13 protein-coding genes and 2 pseudogenes are annotated in these 15,738 nt (G+C 56.5%); 10 read left to right on the top strand and 5 right to left on the bottom strand.

Annotated elements, in window-relative coordinates:
- Positions 1 to 28: 28 nt before the first annotated feature.
- Complete coding sequence (locus V5B39_RS01690) at positions 29 to 709, bottom strand: hypothetical protein (RefSeq protein WP_332340939.1); 681 nt, start codon at positions 707 to 709, stop codon at positions 29 to 31.
- A gap of 164 nt (positions 710 to 873) precedes the next feature.
- Here V5B39_RS01690 and V5B39_RS01685 point away from each other — a divergent pair.
- The 3 genes and pseudogenes from V5B39_RS01685 to aroE all read left to right on the top strand — a co-directional run.
- Positions 874 to 987: pseudogene (locus V5B39_RS01685) on the top strand (IS110 family transposase); the annotation flags it as partial.
- 104 nt (positions 988 to 1,091) lie between these two features.
- Positions 1,092 to 2,268, top strand: a pseudogene (locus V5B39_RS01680) (IS256 family transposase); the annotation flags it as partial.
- A 492-nt stretch (positions 2,269 to 2,760) separates the two neighbouring features.
- Positions 2,761 to 3,585, top strand: coding sequence for a shikimate dehydrogenase (aroE, locus tag V5B39_RS01675; protein ID WP_332340937.1), 825 nt, complete (start codon positions 2,761 to 2,763; stop codon positions 3,583 to 3,585).
- A gap of 99 nt (positions 3,586 to 3,684) precedes the next feature.
- On the opposite strand, the gene V5B39_RS01670 is transcribed toward aroE, so the two are convergent.
- Positions 3,685 to 4,239 carry a toluene tolerance protein gene (locus V5B39_RS01670; protein ID WP_434735642.1) on the bottom strand — a complete coding sequence of 185 codons (555 nt, stop codon included), beginning with the start codon at positions 4,237 to 4,239 and terminating at the stop codon, positions 3,685 to 3,687.
- A 273-nt stretch (positions 4,240 to 4,512) separates the two neighbouring features.
- Here V5B39_RS01670 and pyrF point away from each other — a divergent pair, with 273 nt between their 5' ends.
- Positions 4,513 to 5,325, top strand: a complete 813-nt coding sequence (gene pyrF, locus V5B39_RS01665; protein ID WP_332340933.1) for an orotidine-5'-phosphate decarboxylase — start codon at positions 4,513 to 4,515, stop codon at positions 5,323 to 5,325.
- A gap of 49 nt (positions 5,326 to 5,374) precedes the next feature.
- On the opposite strand, the gene gyrB is transcribed toward pyrF, so the two are convergent.
- From gyrB to dnaA, 3 genes are all read right to left on the bottom strand, one after another.
- Positions 5,375 to 7,843 carry a DNA topoisomerase (ATP-hydrolyzing) subunit B gene (gyrB, locus tag V5B39_RS01660; RefSeq protein ID WP_332340931.1) on the bottom strand — a complete coding sequence of 823 codons (2,469 nt, stop codon included), beginning with the start codon at positions 7,841 to 7,843 and terminating at the stop codon, positions 5,375 to 5,377.
- A 61-nt stretch (positions 7,844 to 7,904) separates the two neighbouring features.
- On the bottom strand, positions 7,905 to 9,035 hold the full coding sequence (dnaN, locus tag V5B39_RS01655) for a DNA polymerase III subunit beta (RefSeq protein WP_332340930.1): 1,131 nt from the start codon (positions 9,033 to 9,035) through the stop codon (positions 7,905 to 7,907).
- 211 nt (positions 9,036 to 9,246) lie between these two features.
- Positions 9,247 to 10,635 carry a chromosomal replication initiator protein DnaA gene (gene dnaA, locus V5B39_RS01650; protein WP_332340928.1) on the bottom strand — a complete coding sequence of 463 codons (1,389 nt, stop codon included), beginning with the start codon at positions 10,633 to 10,635 and terminating at the stop codon, positions 9,247 to 9,249.
- Between the two features lie 309 nt (positions 10,636 to 10,944).
- Between dnaA and rpmH the strand changes: the two genes are divergently transcribed.
- The 6 genes from rpmH to V5B39_RS01620 all read left to right on the top strand — a co-directional run bounded on the left by rpmH (position 10,945) and on the right by V5B39_RS01620 (position 15,732).
- Positions 10,945 to 11,079, top strand: a complete 135-nt coding sequence (rpmH, locus tag V5B39_RS01645) for a 50S ribosomal protein L34 (RefSeq protein WP_081444259.1) — start codon at positions 10,945 to 10,947, stop codon at positions 11,077 to 11,079.
- Positions 11,076 to 11,474 carry a ribonuclease P protein component gene (rnpA, locus tag V5B39_RS01640; RefSeq protein WP_332340926.1) on the top strand — a complete coding sequence of 133 codons (399 nt, stop codon included), beginning with the start codon at positions 11,076 to 11,078 and terminating at the stop codon, positions 11,472 to 11,474. The genes rpmH and rnpA overlap by 4 nt, the downstream gene beginning before the upstream one ends.
- Positions 11,475 to 11,478: 4 nt before the next feature.
- On the top strand, positions 11,479 to 11,688 hold the full coding sequence (gene yidD / locus V5B39_RS01635) for a membrane protein insertion efficiency factor YidD (RefSeq protein ID WP_332340924.1): 210 nt from the start codon (positions 11,479 to 11,481) through the stop codon (positions 11,686 to 11,688).
- A 26-nt stretch (positions 11,689 to 11,714) separates the two neighbouring features.
- Entirely contained in the window at positions 11,715 to 13,397 is a 1,683-nt protein-coding gene (gene yidC / locus V5B39_RS01630; protein ID WP_332340922.1) for a membrane protein insertase YidC, read from the top strand.
- Entirely contained in the window at positions 13,363 to 14,733 is a 1,371-nt protein-coding gene (mnmE, locus tag V5B39_RS01625) for a tRNA uridine-5-carboxymethylaminomethyl(34) synthesis GTPase MnmE (RefSeq protein ID WP_332340921.1), read from the top strand. Before yidC ends, mnmE begins: the two co-directional genes overlap by 35 nt.
- A gap of 237 nt (positions 14,734 to 14,970) precedes the next feature.
- Complete coding sequence (locus V5B39_RS01620; RefSeq protein WP_332340919.1) at positions 14,971 to 15,732, top strand: methyltransferase domain-containing protein; 762 nt, start codon at positions 14,971 to 14,973, stop codon at positions 15,730 to 15,732.
- Positions 15,733 to 15,738 lie beyond the last annotated feature (6 nt).

Genomic DNA, 15,738 nt, shown 5'->3' with positions numbered 1-15,738 from the left:
CGCCTAGCGGGTCGGCTGCAGCGACATGTTAGGGCGCATTCAGGAGCTTTGAGATCTGATCTTCGAACTGGTCTATCGGACAAGGTAGGCCAACTTGCGCGTAGAAGTGCTGCATGAACGTCATGCACGATTGCACCGCCCACAGCGCGAAGCTAGCTGACGCCCAGCTTCGCGGAAAGAGGGCCTCATTTGGCAAGAAAATCGAAGCCTGGAACCTGTGTTGTAGGAGTCTCGAAAGCTTGTCATGGGCCTGTTGCTCTCCGAACCACTCTGGTCGAAAGTGAACAACTGCATTCCTCAGCTTGATCAGGGCGTCCGCGTTCTGTACCGGGCCTGCGCCGAAGTCCAGGCGCTTCCCTGCCCGAACTGCAAGAGCCACCGCGTACTTCCGAAGTACAGGTTCCCGGTCGACAAGATCAGCAATCTCTGCGGCTGCTGGGAGTGGCAACGCCTCCGCGAGGATCGAGCCCTCAAAGTACATCTCGTTCGCGTAGCTCTCAAGTGACGCTGCGGTCAGAGTCGCTACTCCAAGCGCATGGTGGAGGATCTCGCCCCAAAAGGCGCCAAAAGGTTGGCCAGTATGGTCTCGCTCGACTCCACGAATGCGCGCAGCGAATCGACATGCGGCAAAGAGGTGATGCAAGGCGAGGTTCATTCTCGTCTTTGCCATCGCGGTCGTCTTTGTCATCGTGGTAATCGTGACGTTCATCGTCCCGTGCGCGTGACCGTCAGTCATATTGGACTATGCGCCCTAACGAATGAAAGGGACTTCCCCGTCCCGGACGGAGCGTGAGGCCAAGGCCTGACGCGAAGCGGCAACGAAGTGCCAAGATGGGGTTTGCGAACTCATCAACCGACCCAAGGGGAGAAATCATGACCATCGTAACGCGCGATATCGATCTTGCCAAGAACATATTTGCGCTGCACGGCGTCAATGCCGATGGCAAAGTGGAACTGCAACGCCCTGCAGTGCGCCGCGACAAACTCGGATCAAGTCCGTAAACTGCTGTAAATTGGGTGGCTGGTCAGCCACCGCTTCAGTTCGATAAAAGGACTTTGTCAAAGAGTTGCTCAACCGAAGGAGAGCAGCGATGGCGGGTTATGAGGTTAGGGTAGATGAGGAGTTGTTGCCAGGGCTGCTGAGCGGGCAGAACGGACTGGCAAAGCGGGTGGAGACGGTGCTGAACCCGATACTGGAGGCGCAGGGGAGTGAAGCTTTGGGAGCGGAGCGACACGAGCGGACGGAAGCGCGAGCCGGTGATCGAAATGGCAGCCGTGCGCGTACGCTCTACCCGCGGGGGGAACCAGTGAGATCGATGGTGCCGAAAATACGGGAGGGTATCTTCTCGCCCGAGCGCTTCAAGCGCTCCCAGAGGAGTGGGCAGGCTTTCGTGCTGGCACTGATGGAAAAGGGTTGTGCAGGGGGGCTCGACACGGAAGGTGGCGGTGATCACGGAGGAGTTGTGCGGCGCGAGTTTCTCGAAATCGACGGTGAGCGCGCTGTGCGCGGGTCTGGACGCGCGCGTCCGGGCCTTCAACGAACGGCGGCGGGAGGGCGAGTCCTCGCTCATTCTGGTCGATGCCCGGTGTCTGAAGAGCCGGGAGGACGAGCGGATCGTCCCGCGAGCGGCCCTCATCGTTTCGGGGGTGGGTGCCGGTGGCAACCGGGAACTCCTGGAGGTCAGGATCGGCGATACGGAGAGCTTCGGCCCCTGGGAGGAGACGTTTCGCTGGCTCAAGGGGCGAGGGCTGACCGGCGTTGCCGTCGTCGTCTCCGACGAGCATGGAGGCCTGACACAGGCCATTGCCAGGCATTTTCAGGGGGCGAGTTGGCCGCGTTGCCCGGTTCATCTGATACGCCATCGGCTCTGTCACGCGCTGGTCACGGTTCGTGCCGATGTGGCGGCCGCCGCCAAGCGGATTTTCCAGGCCTCGGAGGTGAGTGAAGCGAAACGCCAGAGGGGCGAGTTCGCCGAACGCTTTGCCAGGAGCGCGCCCAAGGCGGTGGCCTGTCTGGAGGCGGGGTTCGACGAGGCCATGACCGTCATGGCGCTGCCGGGAAAAGACCGGCGCCGGCTACGCCCCACGAACCTGCCGGAACGGCTCAACGAGGAGATCCGCCGCCGTGAGCGCGTCATCCGTAGCTTTCCAAACGACGCCTCTGCACTGCGCCTGATTGGCGCCTTGCTCGCCGAGTACCACGCGGTTTGGCAGGACAGGAAGTCTCTCGACAGGGACGAATTCGCGGCGTGGGCCACCGCCCGAGCCGCATTTAGAATCGCTGCGCGATTCAAGAAAGGCGACGATGAAAACCTACTGTTGGCCTTACAGGGAAGCCCTTGTAGTAGGGAAAAACGACGGGAAAACCGTACAAAAAGCCGGAAAAACAACGAAATCCGGCCTGCTCATTCCGCATCGTGAAATTTGGCGGTTTTCACTACTCCAAGTCCGACAGGCTGCTAGTGCCGAGTGCCACCGCCAACCACCTCGCCCGGCGTCAGTTGCACTTCCGATTGCACCCGCGTGCAGGCTGCCGATGGCGACCAGTTGATTGATGTGCCATGATGCTGCTTTCGAAAGCTCATCATTCGAGCCCTGCAAGTCAATGCACTGGATTCTTCGATCTGCAATTGTGAGCGGCATGGCTCATCCCATGACACCAACGATCGACCGTGTCGGTATGATTGAAATTGACTGACTACCAGAATTCATGCTCGTTGAGTGGCTTTGGATGGTTGTTGTCGATGCCAAGGAAAATACATGACTGACCGCTATGCAGTGATCGGAAACCCGATCAGCCAAACCAAGTCACCCTTGATACATGCTGCCTTTGCTCGACAATGCGGCCAGGACATGAGCTACGCGGCCATTTCTGCACCCATCGGTGGTTTTTCCGAAGCCGTGGCCGAATTCTGCAGGGAGGGCGGCAAAGGGTTGAACGTCACCATTCCCTTCAAGGTCGACGCGGTGATGATCGCCGATCACCTGACCGAGCGGGCACAGTTGGCGCAGGCCGTCAATACGCTCAAGTTTGACGAAAACGCTGTGCTTGGTGATAACACCGATGGCATCGGCCTGGTACACGACATTCAGGTCCGCCTGGGAATTTCGCTACGTCACAAACGGATTCTCCTGATAGGTGCCGGCGGGGTTGCGCGCGGCGTCTTGCTCCCCCTGCTCGAAGAAGGTCCTGCCCAACTGCTGGTGGTCAACCGCACGCCTGGCAAGGCGGAAGCGCTGATCACCAGGTTTGCCGATCGTGGTCATCTTGCCGCTGGCGGCTTTGCGGACATTGCCGATCAGCAGTTCGACGTGCTCATCAACGCCACCTCGGCAAGTTTCGGTGGCGAGTGCTTGCCACTACCCGCCGATTGTTTTGCACCGGATTCTCTGGCTTATGACATGGCGTACGGTCGGGGAAATACCCCCTTCATGACGCAGGCGCTGGCCAGCGGCGCCGGATTCGTCACCGATGGCCTGGGCATGCTGGTTGCACAGGCCGCCGAATCGTTTTTTCTGTGGCGTGGCGTCCGACCGGATGTACTGCCCGTGATCGAAATGCTCATCGCCGCACAGCAGCGATGAGCGGCAAAATTTCTCCTGGACAGTTTCACTGGCGCATGTTTCATCGCACAGGGTCAGGCGCATGCGCACAACCTGCATTGACTGGAATTTCCCAAGGCATCATCGGGCATTGAGCACCCTGTAGAAATCCACCCACTCGCTTTCGCCAGGAATGCGCTGCAGGCATCGAAGATTGCGCGCGCGCTTGTGCCTCCCCAGGCGACTGCCGCCGATCCGCGCATCCGCAATGTCGATCAGGCCCAGGCGTCGATCGGGCAGGCAAACTACGTTCCCCAGGTGCAGCGAACGAAAATACACTCCACTCTCATGTAAGCGAATCACGAAACGGGTGAATGCGCTCTTCAGCTCTTGTTCGGTATCCGGATCCAGGCCTTCGTAGCGCATCTCGCGCAACGTCTTCCCGGGCAGTGGATGGTAGTGTACGGCGTCGCGCGCAATCGAAGGGATTCGCAAGACATCGATGATCTCCGGCACTGGTACGTCACGTTTACGCAGCGCGACCGCGTTGTCAGCGAAACGCTGGGCATAGGGATACCAGGCTGCAGAGGACAACCAGCGCTTTCGCCGAAAGAGCTTGAGCATCGTACCGTCGGCCAGTCGCAGAACCTTTTCGCCAAATCCATCTGCTTCAATGACCAATGCCCCGGCACGCATTGCAAGATAGTCGTACTGCTCGATCGTTTTCAAGGCCCTGTCCTCACTCAAAATCTGCCTGGCCAGCAATGCCGTGCGCGTCGCGGCTCATCCTGTCTTCGCCTGCCCAGGCGAAGAACCTTTCAATGTGGAAGTCGCGTCAGCGACTCACGAATCTCCCCACACCTGCAAGCAGGAGAGAGTCTGGAGGAAACGGTCATGACTTTCATGATCGGGGGTGCCTGGAAAAGTCATGACCGTTAGAATGAGGCCTTTGCAACAGGTAATCAGCCCATGAACTTTATCAAAGCACTCAACTCGGTATGGCGCGAAAACAATACCCTGCTGTGCGTCGGTCTCGATCCCGATCCGGCAAGATTCCCCGCCCATTTGCAATACAGACCGGACGCCATTTTCGAGTTTTGTCGCGCCATCGTCGACGCTACTGCCGACTTGGTCTGCTGCTTCAAACCGCAGATCGCTTACTTCGCCGCTCGCCGCGCCGAAGATCAACTCGAAGCACTGATCGAACACATTCATCTCCGACATCCGGCAACGCCCGTGATCCTCGATGCCAAACGGGGTGACATCGGCAGCACCGCCGAACAATATGCCATCGAAGCTTTCGAGCGCTTCCGGGCCGATGCCGTCACCCTCAATCCATACATGGGGCGGGATTCGATCGAACCCTACCTGGCGTATCGCGACAAGGGAATCATTCTGCTGTGTCGCACGTCGAATCCTGGCGGGAGTGATCTCCAGTTCCTCGATGTCGGCGGTGAAAAACTCTATGAAAGGGTGGCCCGCCTGGTCAGCAAGGAATGGGACGTCAATGGCCAATGCGCGCTCGTGGTCGGCGCGACCTTTCCCAGCGAAATCGCTCGGGTGCGAACGCTGATCGGAGACATGCCGTTGCTCGTTCCTGGCATCGGCGCACAAGGTGGCGATATCGAAGCCACGGTACGCGCCGGCTGCACTGCCAGCGGCGTCGGACTGATCATCAATTCCTCGCGTGCCATCCTCTACGCCGGAAAGGGCGAAGACTACGCCAATATCGCCCGTAGCGCCGCCGAGGCGACCCGTAACGCCATCAATCGCCACCGCTGACTAACAGCCATAAAAATTCCAGGCTCGCCGACCATGATGCACCATGAATTCAAACGTCGATGTTACGTGCGGCCAACGCGTTCGTTTCAATGAAGCTGCGGCGCGGCTCCACCAGTTCGCCCATCAGCGTACTGAAGATCTCATCGGCGCCGATCGCATCCTCGATCTGGACCTTGAGTAGACGGCGTACTTTCGGATCCATGGTCGTTTCCCAGAGCTGCGCAGGATTCATCTCACCAAGCCCCTTGTAACGCTGCTTGGTCACACTACGCTCGACCTCACTGAGCAACCACTGCATCGTTTCAGCAAAACTGCTGACCATTTTCTTCTTTTCGCCGCGAGCTACAAAACCACCGGTAGCAAAAAGGCCGGCGAGTATCTCGGCGGTTTTACGAAGTTGCGCATAGTCACCACTGACCAGTAAATCTTCGTCAATCACGCCGAGCTTGAGATTGCCATGCAGGATTTTCTCGATACGTAACTGCCAACGTTCGCGAGCCGTATCGTAACGCGCCACGATGTTGATCCCCAACCTGTTGTCGACCGCTTCCATCAGGGCCTTGGCACTGGCGGTGGCAGATCGCTCATCCGCCAGTTCGATCTTGAGATTGCTGTCGATCAGCGCATGCAGCACTTCCGGGTTGATCAGGTGCGAAAGGCGGTTGATGACGGCTTCGGCCAGCAGATATTCTCTCGCCAGGATTTCCAGCGCCGCTCCGGAAATTTCCGGAGCACCTGCCTGCGGCGTCAATACCGAACCTTCGAGGGCCAGGGTCAGAAGAAACTGTTTCAGGGCCTGATCGTCCTTGATGTAACGCTCGGTCTTGCCGTGCTTGATCTTGTATAGCGGCGGCTGCGCGATATAAACGTGACCGCCCTCAACCAGTTCACGCATCTGCCGGTAAAAGAACGTCAGCAACAGCGTACGAATGTGCGCACCGTCCACATCGGCATCGGTCATGATAATCAGCCGGTGGTAACGCAACTTCTCGGGTTTGTATTCATCCTTGCCGATACCCGTTCCAAGGGCTGTAATCAGGGTCACAATTTCCTGCGAGGAAATCAGTTTGTCGAAACGCGCCTTTTCGACATTCAGGATTTTTCCCTTGAGCGGGAGAATCGCCTGGAACTTTCGATCCCGGCCCTGTTTTGCGGAGCCTCCGGCGGAATCGCCCTCGACCAGGTAAAGCTCGCAAAGCGCCGGGTCTTTTTCCTGGCAATCGGCGAGCTTGCCCGGCAAACCGACGCCATCGAGCAAACCCTTGCGACGTGTCATTTCCCTGGCCCTGCGCGCAGCGTCACGGGCGCGTGCCGCTTCCACAATCTTGCCAGTGATGACTTTGGCATCGACCGGCCTCTCCTGCAGAAACTCGGCAAGTCTCGCGGTGACGACTTCTTCAACTGCCGGACGCGCTTCCGAGGAAACAAGCTTCATTTTCGTCTGCGAAGCAAACTTCGGGTCGGGCATTTTCACCGACAGAACGCAGGCCAGCCCTTCACGCATGTCGTCACCACTGATGTCAACCTTCGCCTTCTTGGCGATCTCATGCTCTTCAATGTAACGGTTGATGACCCGCGTCATGGCAGCGCGCAGACCGGTCAAATGGGCGCCACCATCGGCCTGTGGAATATTGTTGGTAAAGCAAAGGACCTGCTCTGCGTAGCTGTCGTTCCACTGCATCGCGACTTCGACACTGATCAGGCCATTGATGCTGATTGAATCGCCGCTGGCATGAAAAATGTTCGGATGCAGGACCGATTTGGTTCGATTGATGTATTCTACGAAACCCTTGACTCCGCCCAGAAATGCAAAATTCTCTTCCTTGCCGGTACGCTGGTCGTGCAAGCGAATCTTCACGCCATTATTCAGAAATGAAAGTTCGCGCAAGCGTTTGGCAATGATTTCGTAATGAAACTCGACCTGGCCAAAAATCTCTTCATCAGCCATGAAGTGCAGTTCAGTACCGCGTTTCTCGGTATTTCCGAGCACTTTGAGTGGCGATACCTCGACCCCCTTCTGGATTTCGATCAAACGATCGACGACTGTCCCTCGGTTGAACTCCACGAAGTGCTTCCTGTAATCACGCCAGATGGTCAGACGGAGCCATCGCGAAAGCGCATTGACACAGGAAACGCCCACCCCATGCAAACCGCCGGACACCTTGTACGAATTCTGGTTGAACTTGCCGCCAGCGTGCAGCACGCACATCACGATTTCGGCTGCAGACCGTTTTGGCTCATGCCTGTCATCGAACTTGATGCCGGTTGGAATACCGCGGCCATTGTCACTAACCGATATCGAGTTATCGGCGTGAATGGTAATCACGATATCGTCACAATGACCTGCCAGTGCTTCGTCGATGGCGTTATCGACGACTTCAAACACCATGTGGTGCAAACCGGTCCCGTCGGAAGTATCACCGATATACATCCCGGGACGCTTGCGAACTGCCTCCAGGCCTTCGAGTTGTTGAATGCTCGATTCGTCGTAGGCAAACTGCTCATTCTCTTGAATCATGCTGAATCCAGTATCCATTTCCTGTTAACTTCGCTGCTAGCTGCAGTGGCTGCGAGTGCGCTCAGATTCGCATTGGCATCACAACGTACTTGAAGTGCTCGTTGCCGGGGATGGTCAGCAAGGCACTTGAATTGGCGTCGTTGAATCCCCATTCGATGGTTTCGTCAGAGGTGTTGTTTAACACATCGAGAAGGTAGGAAACGTTGAAACCGACATCAAGCGGCTCACCGTTGTAATCGACCTCGATTTCTTCCTGCGCTTCTTCCTGCTCGGCATTGGCGGCCATGATCTTCAAACCGCCTTCCGACAGGATGAGCCGAACACCACGAAATTTTTCGTTGGTCAGAATGGCTGCCCTGATCATCGACTGCAACAGCGTCGTGCGGTTCACCGCCACCACGTTGCGCAGGGTCGACGGGATGACCCGCTGATAATCCGGGAATTTGCCATCGATCAGCTTGGAGATCAGATTGACCGGGCCGAACTGGAAACGTACCTGATTCGACAGGATTTCAATCGAGATGGGCTCATCGGAGTCTGCCAGCAGACGATTGAGTTCAATCACTGTCTTGCGCGGGAGGATCAGTTCCTGCCGCGAATCCCTCTTATCGGCGGGAACGTCCACCGTGTTTTCGAGAGGCATGCTCGCATAGGCAAGTCGATGACCATCGGTCGCCACCGCCCGCAACTCACTGGTTTCAACGAGTAACAGGAGTCCGTTCAGATAATAACGCACGTCCTGGGTAGCCATCGAATACTGGGTCTTCGACAGCAAGTGACGGAACTGCTTCTGACTCACGGTAATTTTCTTGACTTCCCCTTCTGCAAGCGCCATGCAGGGAAAGTCTTCCGCAGGCAGCGTCTGCAGATTGAAGCGGCTCTTGCCCGCCCTGACCTGCATTCGCCGGTCCTCGAGAATGAGGCTGACCTCCGCGCTTTCCGGCAAGGATCGCAGAATCTCCTGCAGCTTTCTCGCAGCAACAGTGACTGCGCCATCGCCATCCCCACTGGGATCGGAAGTAAACGTGGTGATCTGGATCTCGATGTCCGTCGCCAGAAGTGTCAGTACCTCTCCCTTTTTTTCAAGCAGTACGTTCGAAAGAATCGGCAGTGTGTGACGCCTTTCGACAATTCCTGAGACTGCCTGCAGGGGTCCCAGCAGGATGTCGCGCCGTGTTTTAGTAAAGAGCATATATATAGATCCTATAAAGACTAAAGTCCGGACAAGTCTGTTGAAGCATTCTTATTTTGTATGTAATTCAATATATTAGCTACTAATTAACGGCTGTAGAAAGACGGTATGAGCTTGTGGATGTAAACGGACAACTTATCCACAAGCCCATGCTGGGCACTTTGTCCACCAGTTGTCAGTCACTTGCCCACGGACTTTTCCTGCCAGTCCATCAGCCCTTCAGTACCTGCAGGAGAACGTGCACATCATGGTTGAGCTCGTTGTCCTTGGTGCGCAGCTCGTCGATGGTACGTACGGCATGCAGAACGGTCGTGTGATCACGGCCACCGAAAGCATCACCGATTGACGGATAGCTCTGCGACGTCAGGTTCTTGGCCAGCCACATGGCAATCTGACGTGGTCGAACAATTACCCGCGTCCTCTTCTTCGAGAACAGGTCGGCCACTTTCATCTTGAAATACTCTGCTACGGTCTTCTGGATGCTCTCGACGGTGATCTGTCGATTGACCGAACCGATCACATCCTTTAGCGCCTCCTTGGCCAGATCCAGAGTGATCCCCTGCCCGTGAAACGCAGAGTAGGCGAGCACCTTCTTGAGGGCCCCTTCAAGTTCCCGAACATTGGAGCGCAAGTGTTTGGCGACATAGAAAGCCACCTCATCGTCCAGCTCCACGCCCTCGACTTCCGCCTTCTTCTTCAGAATTGCTACCCGCATTTCCGTTTCCGGGGGCTCTATCTGGACCGTTAATCCCCAGTCAAAGCGGGTAATCAGACGATCCTCAAGTCCCGATATATTCTTCGGATAGGTATCCGAACTGATCACAATCTGCTTCTTGGCTTCACTCAATGCATTGAAAACATAAAAGAACTCTTCCTGTGTCCGGTTCTTGCCATTGAAGAAATGCACATCGTCGAGGAGGAGAACGTCCAATGAACGATAGTAGCGTTTGAAGACGTCGAAAGACTTTTGCTGATAGGCGCGGACAACGTCTGAATAGTAGTCTTCGGCATGGACATAACGCACTACCTTTTCCGGATCAAGTTCAACGATTCGGTTGCCGATCGCATGGATGAGGTGTGTCTTGCCCAGACCTGCTCCGCCATAGATGAACAATGGGTTATAAGTGGCTTCTCCCGGGCTGATGGCAACTTGCTGGGCCGCTGCCCGTGCGAGGTCGTTGGCCTTGCCAACGACCAGGTTGCCAAAGGTAAAGGTAGCGATCAAGCGGGTCTTTTCGTAGCCTGATCTGTCCTTGTCGACCGGCGAGGTCTTTTTCGCTGTTGTGGTAACTACCGCTGTTGCCCCGGTCGGCGTGGCCTTGCCTGCTGGCATTGCACCGTCATTGGAGTTTGCTGCTGTACGTTCTCCCAGGCTCAGGGTGATGTTCACAGGCGCGGCAAAGTATTCACTGGCCAGGGCTTCGATGCGCGCCAGATAACGCTCCTTGACCCACTTCAGAATGAAACCGTTCGGCGCCAGTAGGCGCAGGCCACGTGCATCATCACCTTCAAGACGAAGGGGGCGGATCCAGGTATTGAACTGCTGGGAAGGAAGTTCCTGTTCGAACTGGCTCAGACAGGAAGACCAGAAACTACTCATTGAGGCTCATGAAGCGTAATCCTGTAGTAGTGCGGCAGCAACGACCGCTCTCGATGATAGGCGTCTTTTTGGAATCAATAAGATGGCTGTATTCCCTGCCGGCAGGATGCAGCCATGGTTCGTCTGGCCAATGGGACCGGCGGCGGCTCAGCCCGACCATCGAAGACCTTGTCCCACTCGCTGAAGGCTAAATTCTAACCGGTTAGACCGAAGTTATCCACAGCTCAAGAAAAAATATGGCCTTGACAAGACTCTATCGGAAGCTGTCTAATCACACGTTTTTCTTGCTTTGACTTCAAAGGTTTAACCATGAAACGTACCTATCAACCGTCGGTCGTTCGCCGCAAGCGTACACACGGCTTTCTCGTTCGAATGTCTACCCGTGGTGGTCGTGCCGTCATCAGGGCTCGTCGCGCCAAAGGTCGCCATCGTCTGGCAGTTTGAGCGGCAGGCCATCTACCGCCGGTACTCCTGCAGTATCTGCTACCGCTTTTCCGAAGCAATATCGCTTGATCAGAACGGATGAGTATTCATCCGTTTTTGGTTTCAGAAGGGCGCTGAAGAGCCGGCATTTCCTGCTACATTACCGCCCGCGTAGCATCGAAGAAGTGCCCGGAGCGCGACTTGGCCTGGTCGTCGCCAAGCGCTTCCTGCGACGCTCGGTTGATCGAAACCTTGTTCGACGGTTGGCCAGAGAGCAGTTTCGCCTGATGCGTTCCCGGCTTCGCTCAAGCGATTTCGTACTTCGCTTGGCGGTCAGGCCTTTGATACTCGACCGGCAAGCCATGGCGCAGGAAATCCGGGGCTTGTTGAGCAGAGCCACTTCATCTCGACAATGATCCGATGAAACACATGCTGCTTACGCTGATAGGCTTCTACCGATACGCGGTCAGCCCAATGCTGGGCCGCCGTTGCCGTTTTTTCCCGAGTTGCTCCGAGTACGCAACCGAAGCTGTGGAAAAATATGGCGCCATCAAGGGCGCGCGCCTTGCCCTGCACCGACTATTCCGTTGCCATCCATGGAATCCGGGTGGTTTTGACCCTGTACCCTGAATAAAAATCGAATCGTATAGGCTTTCATGGATAACCGCCGCCTGCTGCTGCTCATTGTCTTCTCGTTTTCTCTGGTCATGCTCTGGGATGCTTGGCAGAAGTACAGCCAGCCCAAGGCAGCGTCTCCCGCCACCAGTGGTTTGGCCGAGGCACCCGCGCCGAAGCCTTCTGTAAACCTGCACGCACCGCTGCCCGCAGCACCTGCAACCACCGCAGTGGCAAGCGCTGATAAATCCGAGACAGTCACGGTCAGAACCGATCTGTTTGTCGCCGAGATCGCCAAGCAAGGCGGTGATCTTGTTCGCCTTGAATTCAACGCCTACAAGGACAGCAAGAACAAAGCCAAGGACTTTGCCCTCTTCGAGGCCAAGCACCAGTATCTTGCCCAGAGTGGTCTGATCGGCGAGAGTCTGCCAAACCACAAAACACTCTTCTCGGCCACTTCCGGAAACCGGGAATTGGCTGGTGATGCAAGGACCGTTGAACTGCGCCTCGAGGCACCGGTCAGCAATGGCATCAAGGTGACAAAAATCTACACTTTCACACGTGGCAGTTATCTGATCGACGTTACCCATGAGATTGAAAATGGTGGCGAGAAGGAAGTCGCTGCGCACGTGTATTACCAGTTGCAGCGTGACATTCATGCTCCCGAAGGCGAGAGTTCGATGGTGTCTACTTTCACCGGTCCGGCGGTCTATACGGACCAGGAAAAATTCCAGAAGGTCGATTTTGCCGACATTGAAAAAGGCAAGGCCAGGTTCGCCAGTAAGGCCGACAATGGCTGGATTGCGATGGTTCAGCACTATTTTGTCGCTGCCTGGATTCCTGAAGCAGGGCTGCCGCGCGAGTTCTACATGCGCAAACTCGAAAGCAGCACCTCTCCGGTAGTATCGGCCGGTGTCATCGTACCGGCACCCATCGCCGCGCCGGGTTCTAAGGTGGCGATCTCGGTGCCGATCTATGCCGGTCCCCAGATTCAGCTCATTCTCGAGCAACTGGCCAAACCCAAGGCCGAAGGCGGCATTGGTGCGCAGGGTTTGCCGCTGGTGGTCGACTACGGTTGGTTGACGGTCATTGCCGCACCGATCTTCTGGTGTCTGGAAGCCCTCAACAAGATGGTTGGCAATTGGGGCTGGTCGATTGTTCTGCTCACGATTGCCATCAAGCTGCTGTTTTTTCCGCTCTCGGCAGCCAGTTACAAGTCAATGGCCAAGATGCGAACCGTCACGCCGCGCCTGGTTGCCCTCAAGGAGCGTTATGGAGACGATCGACAGAAGCTCAATCAGGAGATGATGGCACTCTACAAGCGTGAAAAAATCAACCCGCTGGGAGGATGCCTGCCGATCGCGGTGCAGATTCCCGTGTTCATCGCGCTGTATTGGGCCTTGCTTGGTGCCGTCGAAATTCGTGATGCGCCCTGGATCCTGTGGATCAGTGATCTGTCGGCAGCCGACCCTTATTATGTACTGCCTGTGATCATGGTAATCACGATGCTGGTCCAGACCAAGCTCAATCCCACTCCACCCGATCCTATTCAGGCCAAAGTGATGATGATGATGCCGTTCATCTTTGGGGCGATGTTCTTTTTCTTCCCGGCAGGTCTGGTGCTCTATTGGGTGGTCAATAACCTCCTGTCGATTGCTCAGCAATGGCAGATCACGAGGATGATCGAAAGTGGCGGAAAAGCCGCCAACGACAGCAAGATCTGAGTCGGGCAAGGCCCCGATAGCCGCCATCGCGACTGCTGCCGGTCGCGGTGGCATCGGCATCATCCGCGTTTCGGGCGCAAGCCTGATCAATTTCGCCGAGGCATTGAGTGGCAAACGACCAGCCGCTCGGTGTGCCACTCGTAGCGACTTCAAGGCTGATGATGGCAGTATCATCGACAGCGGGCTGCTTCTATATTTCCCTGCGCCGCATTCGTTTACCGGCGAGGACATCCTTGAAGTGCACGCTCATGGGGGCCTGGTGGTCATGCAGATGTTGCTTATGCGCTGCCTGGAACTTGGCGCACACCTGGCGGAACCAGGCGAGTTCACCCGCCTTGCCTACCTTAACGGGAAACTCGATCTGGCACAGGCCGAGGCGGTCATCGACCTGATCGACGCTGCGACAAGTACCGCTGCTCGCAGCGCCGTACGTTCCTTGCAGGGAGAGTTCTCGAAGGAAGTCAATCACCTCCTGGGGCAGTTGATCGAACTGCGTACGCTGGTCGAGGCCACCCTTGATTTCCCTGACGAGGAGATCGACTTTCTCGAAGCAGCCGATGCCTTTGGGCGCCTTGAGCGCTTGCAGCAGCATCTGACCAAAGTCTTCGACCGTGCACAACAGGGTCGCCTGTTGCAGGGAGGATTGCATGTCGTGCTTGCTGGCCAGCCAAATGTCGGCAAGTCCAGCCTTCTCAATTGCCTCGCCGGCGACGAGCTGGCAATCGTCACCCCACTTCCCGGAACCACCCGTGATCTGGTCCGCAGCACGCTGCAGGTTGAAGGCATTCCGTTGCACGTGATCGACACAGCAGGCCTGCGGGAAACCGAAGACCAGATCGAGAAGATCGGTATTGAACGCAGCTGGCGCGAGATCGAGCGCGCCGATGTCGTCGTCTTGCTCGTTGACGCCCGTACCGGGGTCGGCGAAGCCGAACGAGCGATTGTCGCGCAACTCCCCACCCACCTTGCCCGGCTGACCGTGTACAACAAGATCGATCTGGCGTCACGCGCGGCTGCACGTCATCAAGAAGCCGATGCCGTGGCGATTGCACTGTGTGCCAAAACCGGCGAGGGTGTCGAGCTGTTACGTCAGGAATTGTTGCGCATCGTCGGCTGGCATCCTGCTGAAGATGTCTTCATCGCCCGCGAACGTCATCTGCATGCGCTTACCAAAACTCGCCATCATATTCAAAAGGCATACGAGCAATTGCCACGACTGGAACTTTTCGCCGAAGAACTCAGGCTGGCGCAGTTGACGCTGAGCACGATTACCGGCGAGTTCAGTACCGATGATCTGCTTGGGGAGATATTTGGGCGATTCTGTATTGGAAAGTAGCGAGCCTTCCAAGATGTTCCGCAGAATACCGCTAACCACTTGAAAGCCCGTGTAAAAGCGGGCTTTTTGGTCTGCTGTGGGCTTGCATGTTCCGCATAAATTGTGCTCATATTTGTTTCCATGGTCGCAATGGAGACCCATCCTGCAGGGGAATTTCATATGTTCATACTTCCGGTGTGCCGCGCCGGTATGACGCGGTGGAGGGTATCTTCAGCGTAGTGTTAGAATGCGCTCAAGATGAATTGGAACCCTGAGCAATACCTGAAATTCGCTGTCGCCAGGCAAAGACCCGCGCTGGATCTCCTGGCCAGACTTGATTGCAGGTCGGCAAACCGCATCGTCGATCTCGGCTGTGGGGCCGGCAACATCACACAGATCTTGGCCGAACGCTGGCCAGATGCGCAAATCACTGGCGTCGACAGCGATTCGGCGATGCTTGCCAAAGCCGCTGCCAGGGCGCCGACGATCGACTGGCAGTTGGCGGAAATCGCCCACTGGCAGGCAGAGGTCCCGCCCGACCTGATCTTCTCGAACGCAGCACTGCACTGGCTAGACGATCACCTGCATCTGCTGCCGCAGTTGCTCGGCCAGCTCGTTGGTGGCGGCGTGCTGGCGGTGCAGATGCCGGCCAACTTCAATGCTCCCTCCCATCGAATTCTACGCGAACTGGCTGCCGAGGCGGATTGGCGCGAGGTGCTTGGCGGCGTCCACATGGGTCGCGTCTTGTCGGCTGCCGAATACCAACAGCTATTGACACCGCATTGTCGCCACCTGGAACTCTGGGAAACCACCTATTGGCAGTTGCTCAGCGGCGACGATGCCGTCTTCGAATGGATGAAAGGTAGCACGCTGGTGCCTTATCTGGCATGCCTCGACCCAGCGGCAGCCGAGCGCTTTCTGGCTATTTATCGAGAGCGGCTGCGCACCGCCTATCTGCAGCGGCCTGATGGACACACGCTGTTCCCGTTCAAGCGTTTCTTCTTCGTTGCGCAGAGCTGAGCCGCG

The sequence above is a fragment of the Accumulibacter sp. genome, assembly GCF_036625275.1.
GTDB lineage: Bacteria > Pseudomonadota > Gammaproteobacteria > Burkholderiales > Rhodocyclaceae > Accumulibacter.
Note: the sequence above shows the minus strand (reverse complement) of the source record. Positions and strands in the feature narration are given on the sequence as shown.

Coding starts and splice junctions, on each gene's coding strand:
- yidC (WP_332340922.1), top strand. CDS start 11,715: ATGGATAACCGCCGCCTGCTGCTGCTCATTGTCTTCTCGTTTTCTCTG.
- rpmH (WP_081444259.1), top strand. CDS start 10,945: ATGAAACGTACCTATCAACCGTCGGTCGTTCGCCGCAAGCGTACACAC.
- dnaN (WP_332340930.1), bottom strand. CDS start 9,035: ATGCTCTTTACTAAAACACGGCGCGACATCCTGCTGGGACCCCTGCAG.
- V5B39_RS01690 (WP_332340939.1), bottom strand. CDS start 709: ATGAACGTCACGATTACCACGATGACAAAGACGACCGCGATGGCAAAG.
- dnaA (WP_332340928.1), bottom strand. CDS start 10,635: ATGAGTAGTTTCTGGTCTTCCTGTCTGAGCCAGTTCGAACAGGAACTT.
- pyrF (WP_332340933.1), top strand. CDS start 4,513: ATGAACTTTATCAAAGCACTCAACTCGGTATGGCGCGAAAACAATACC.
- V5B39_RS01670 (WP_434735642.1), bottom strand. CDS start 4,239: ATGCGTGCCGGGGCATTGGTCATTGAAGCAGATGGATTTGGCGAAAAG.
- aroE (WP_332340937.1), top strand. CDS start 2,761: ATGACTGACCGCTATGCAGTGATCGGAAACCCGATCAGCCAAACCAAG.
- yidD (WP_332340924.1), top strand. CDS start 11,479: ATGAAACACATGCTGCTTACGCTGATAGGCTTCTACCGATACGCGGTC.
- gyrB (WP_332340931.1), bottom strand. CDS start 7,843: ATGATTCAAGAGAATGAGCAGTTTGCCTACGACGAATCGAGCATTCAA.
- V5B39_RS01620 (WP_332340919.1), top strand. CDS start 14,971: ATGAATTGGAACCCTGAGCAATACCTGAAATTCGCTGTCGCCAGGCAA.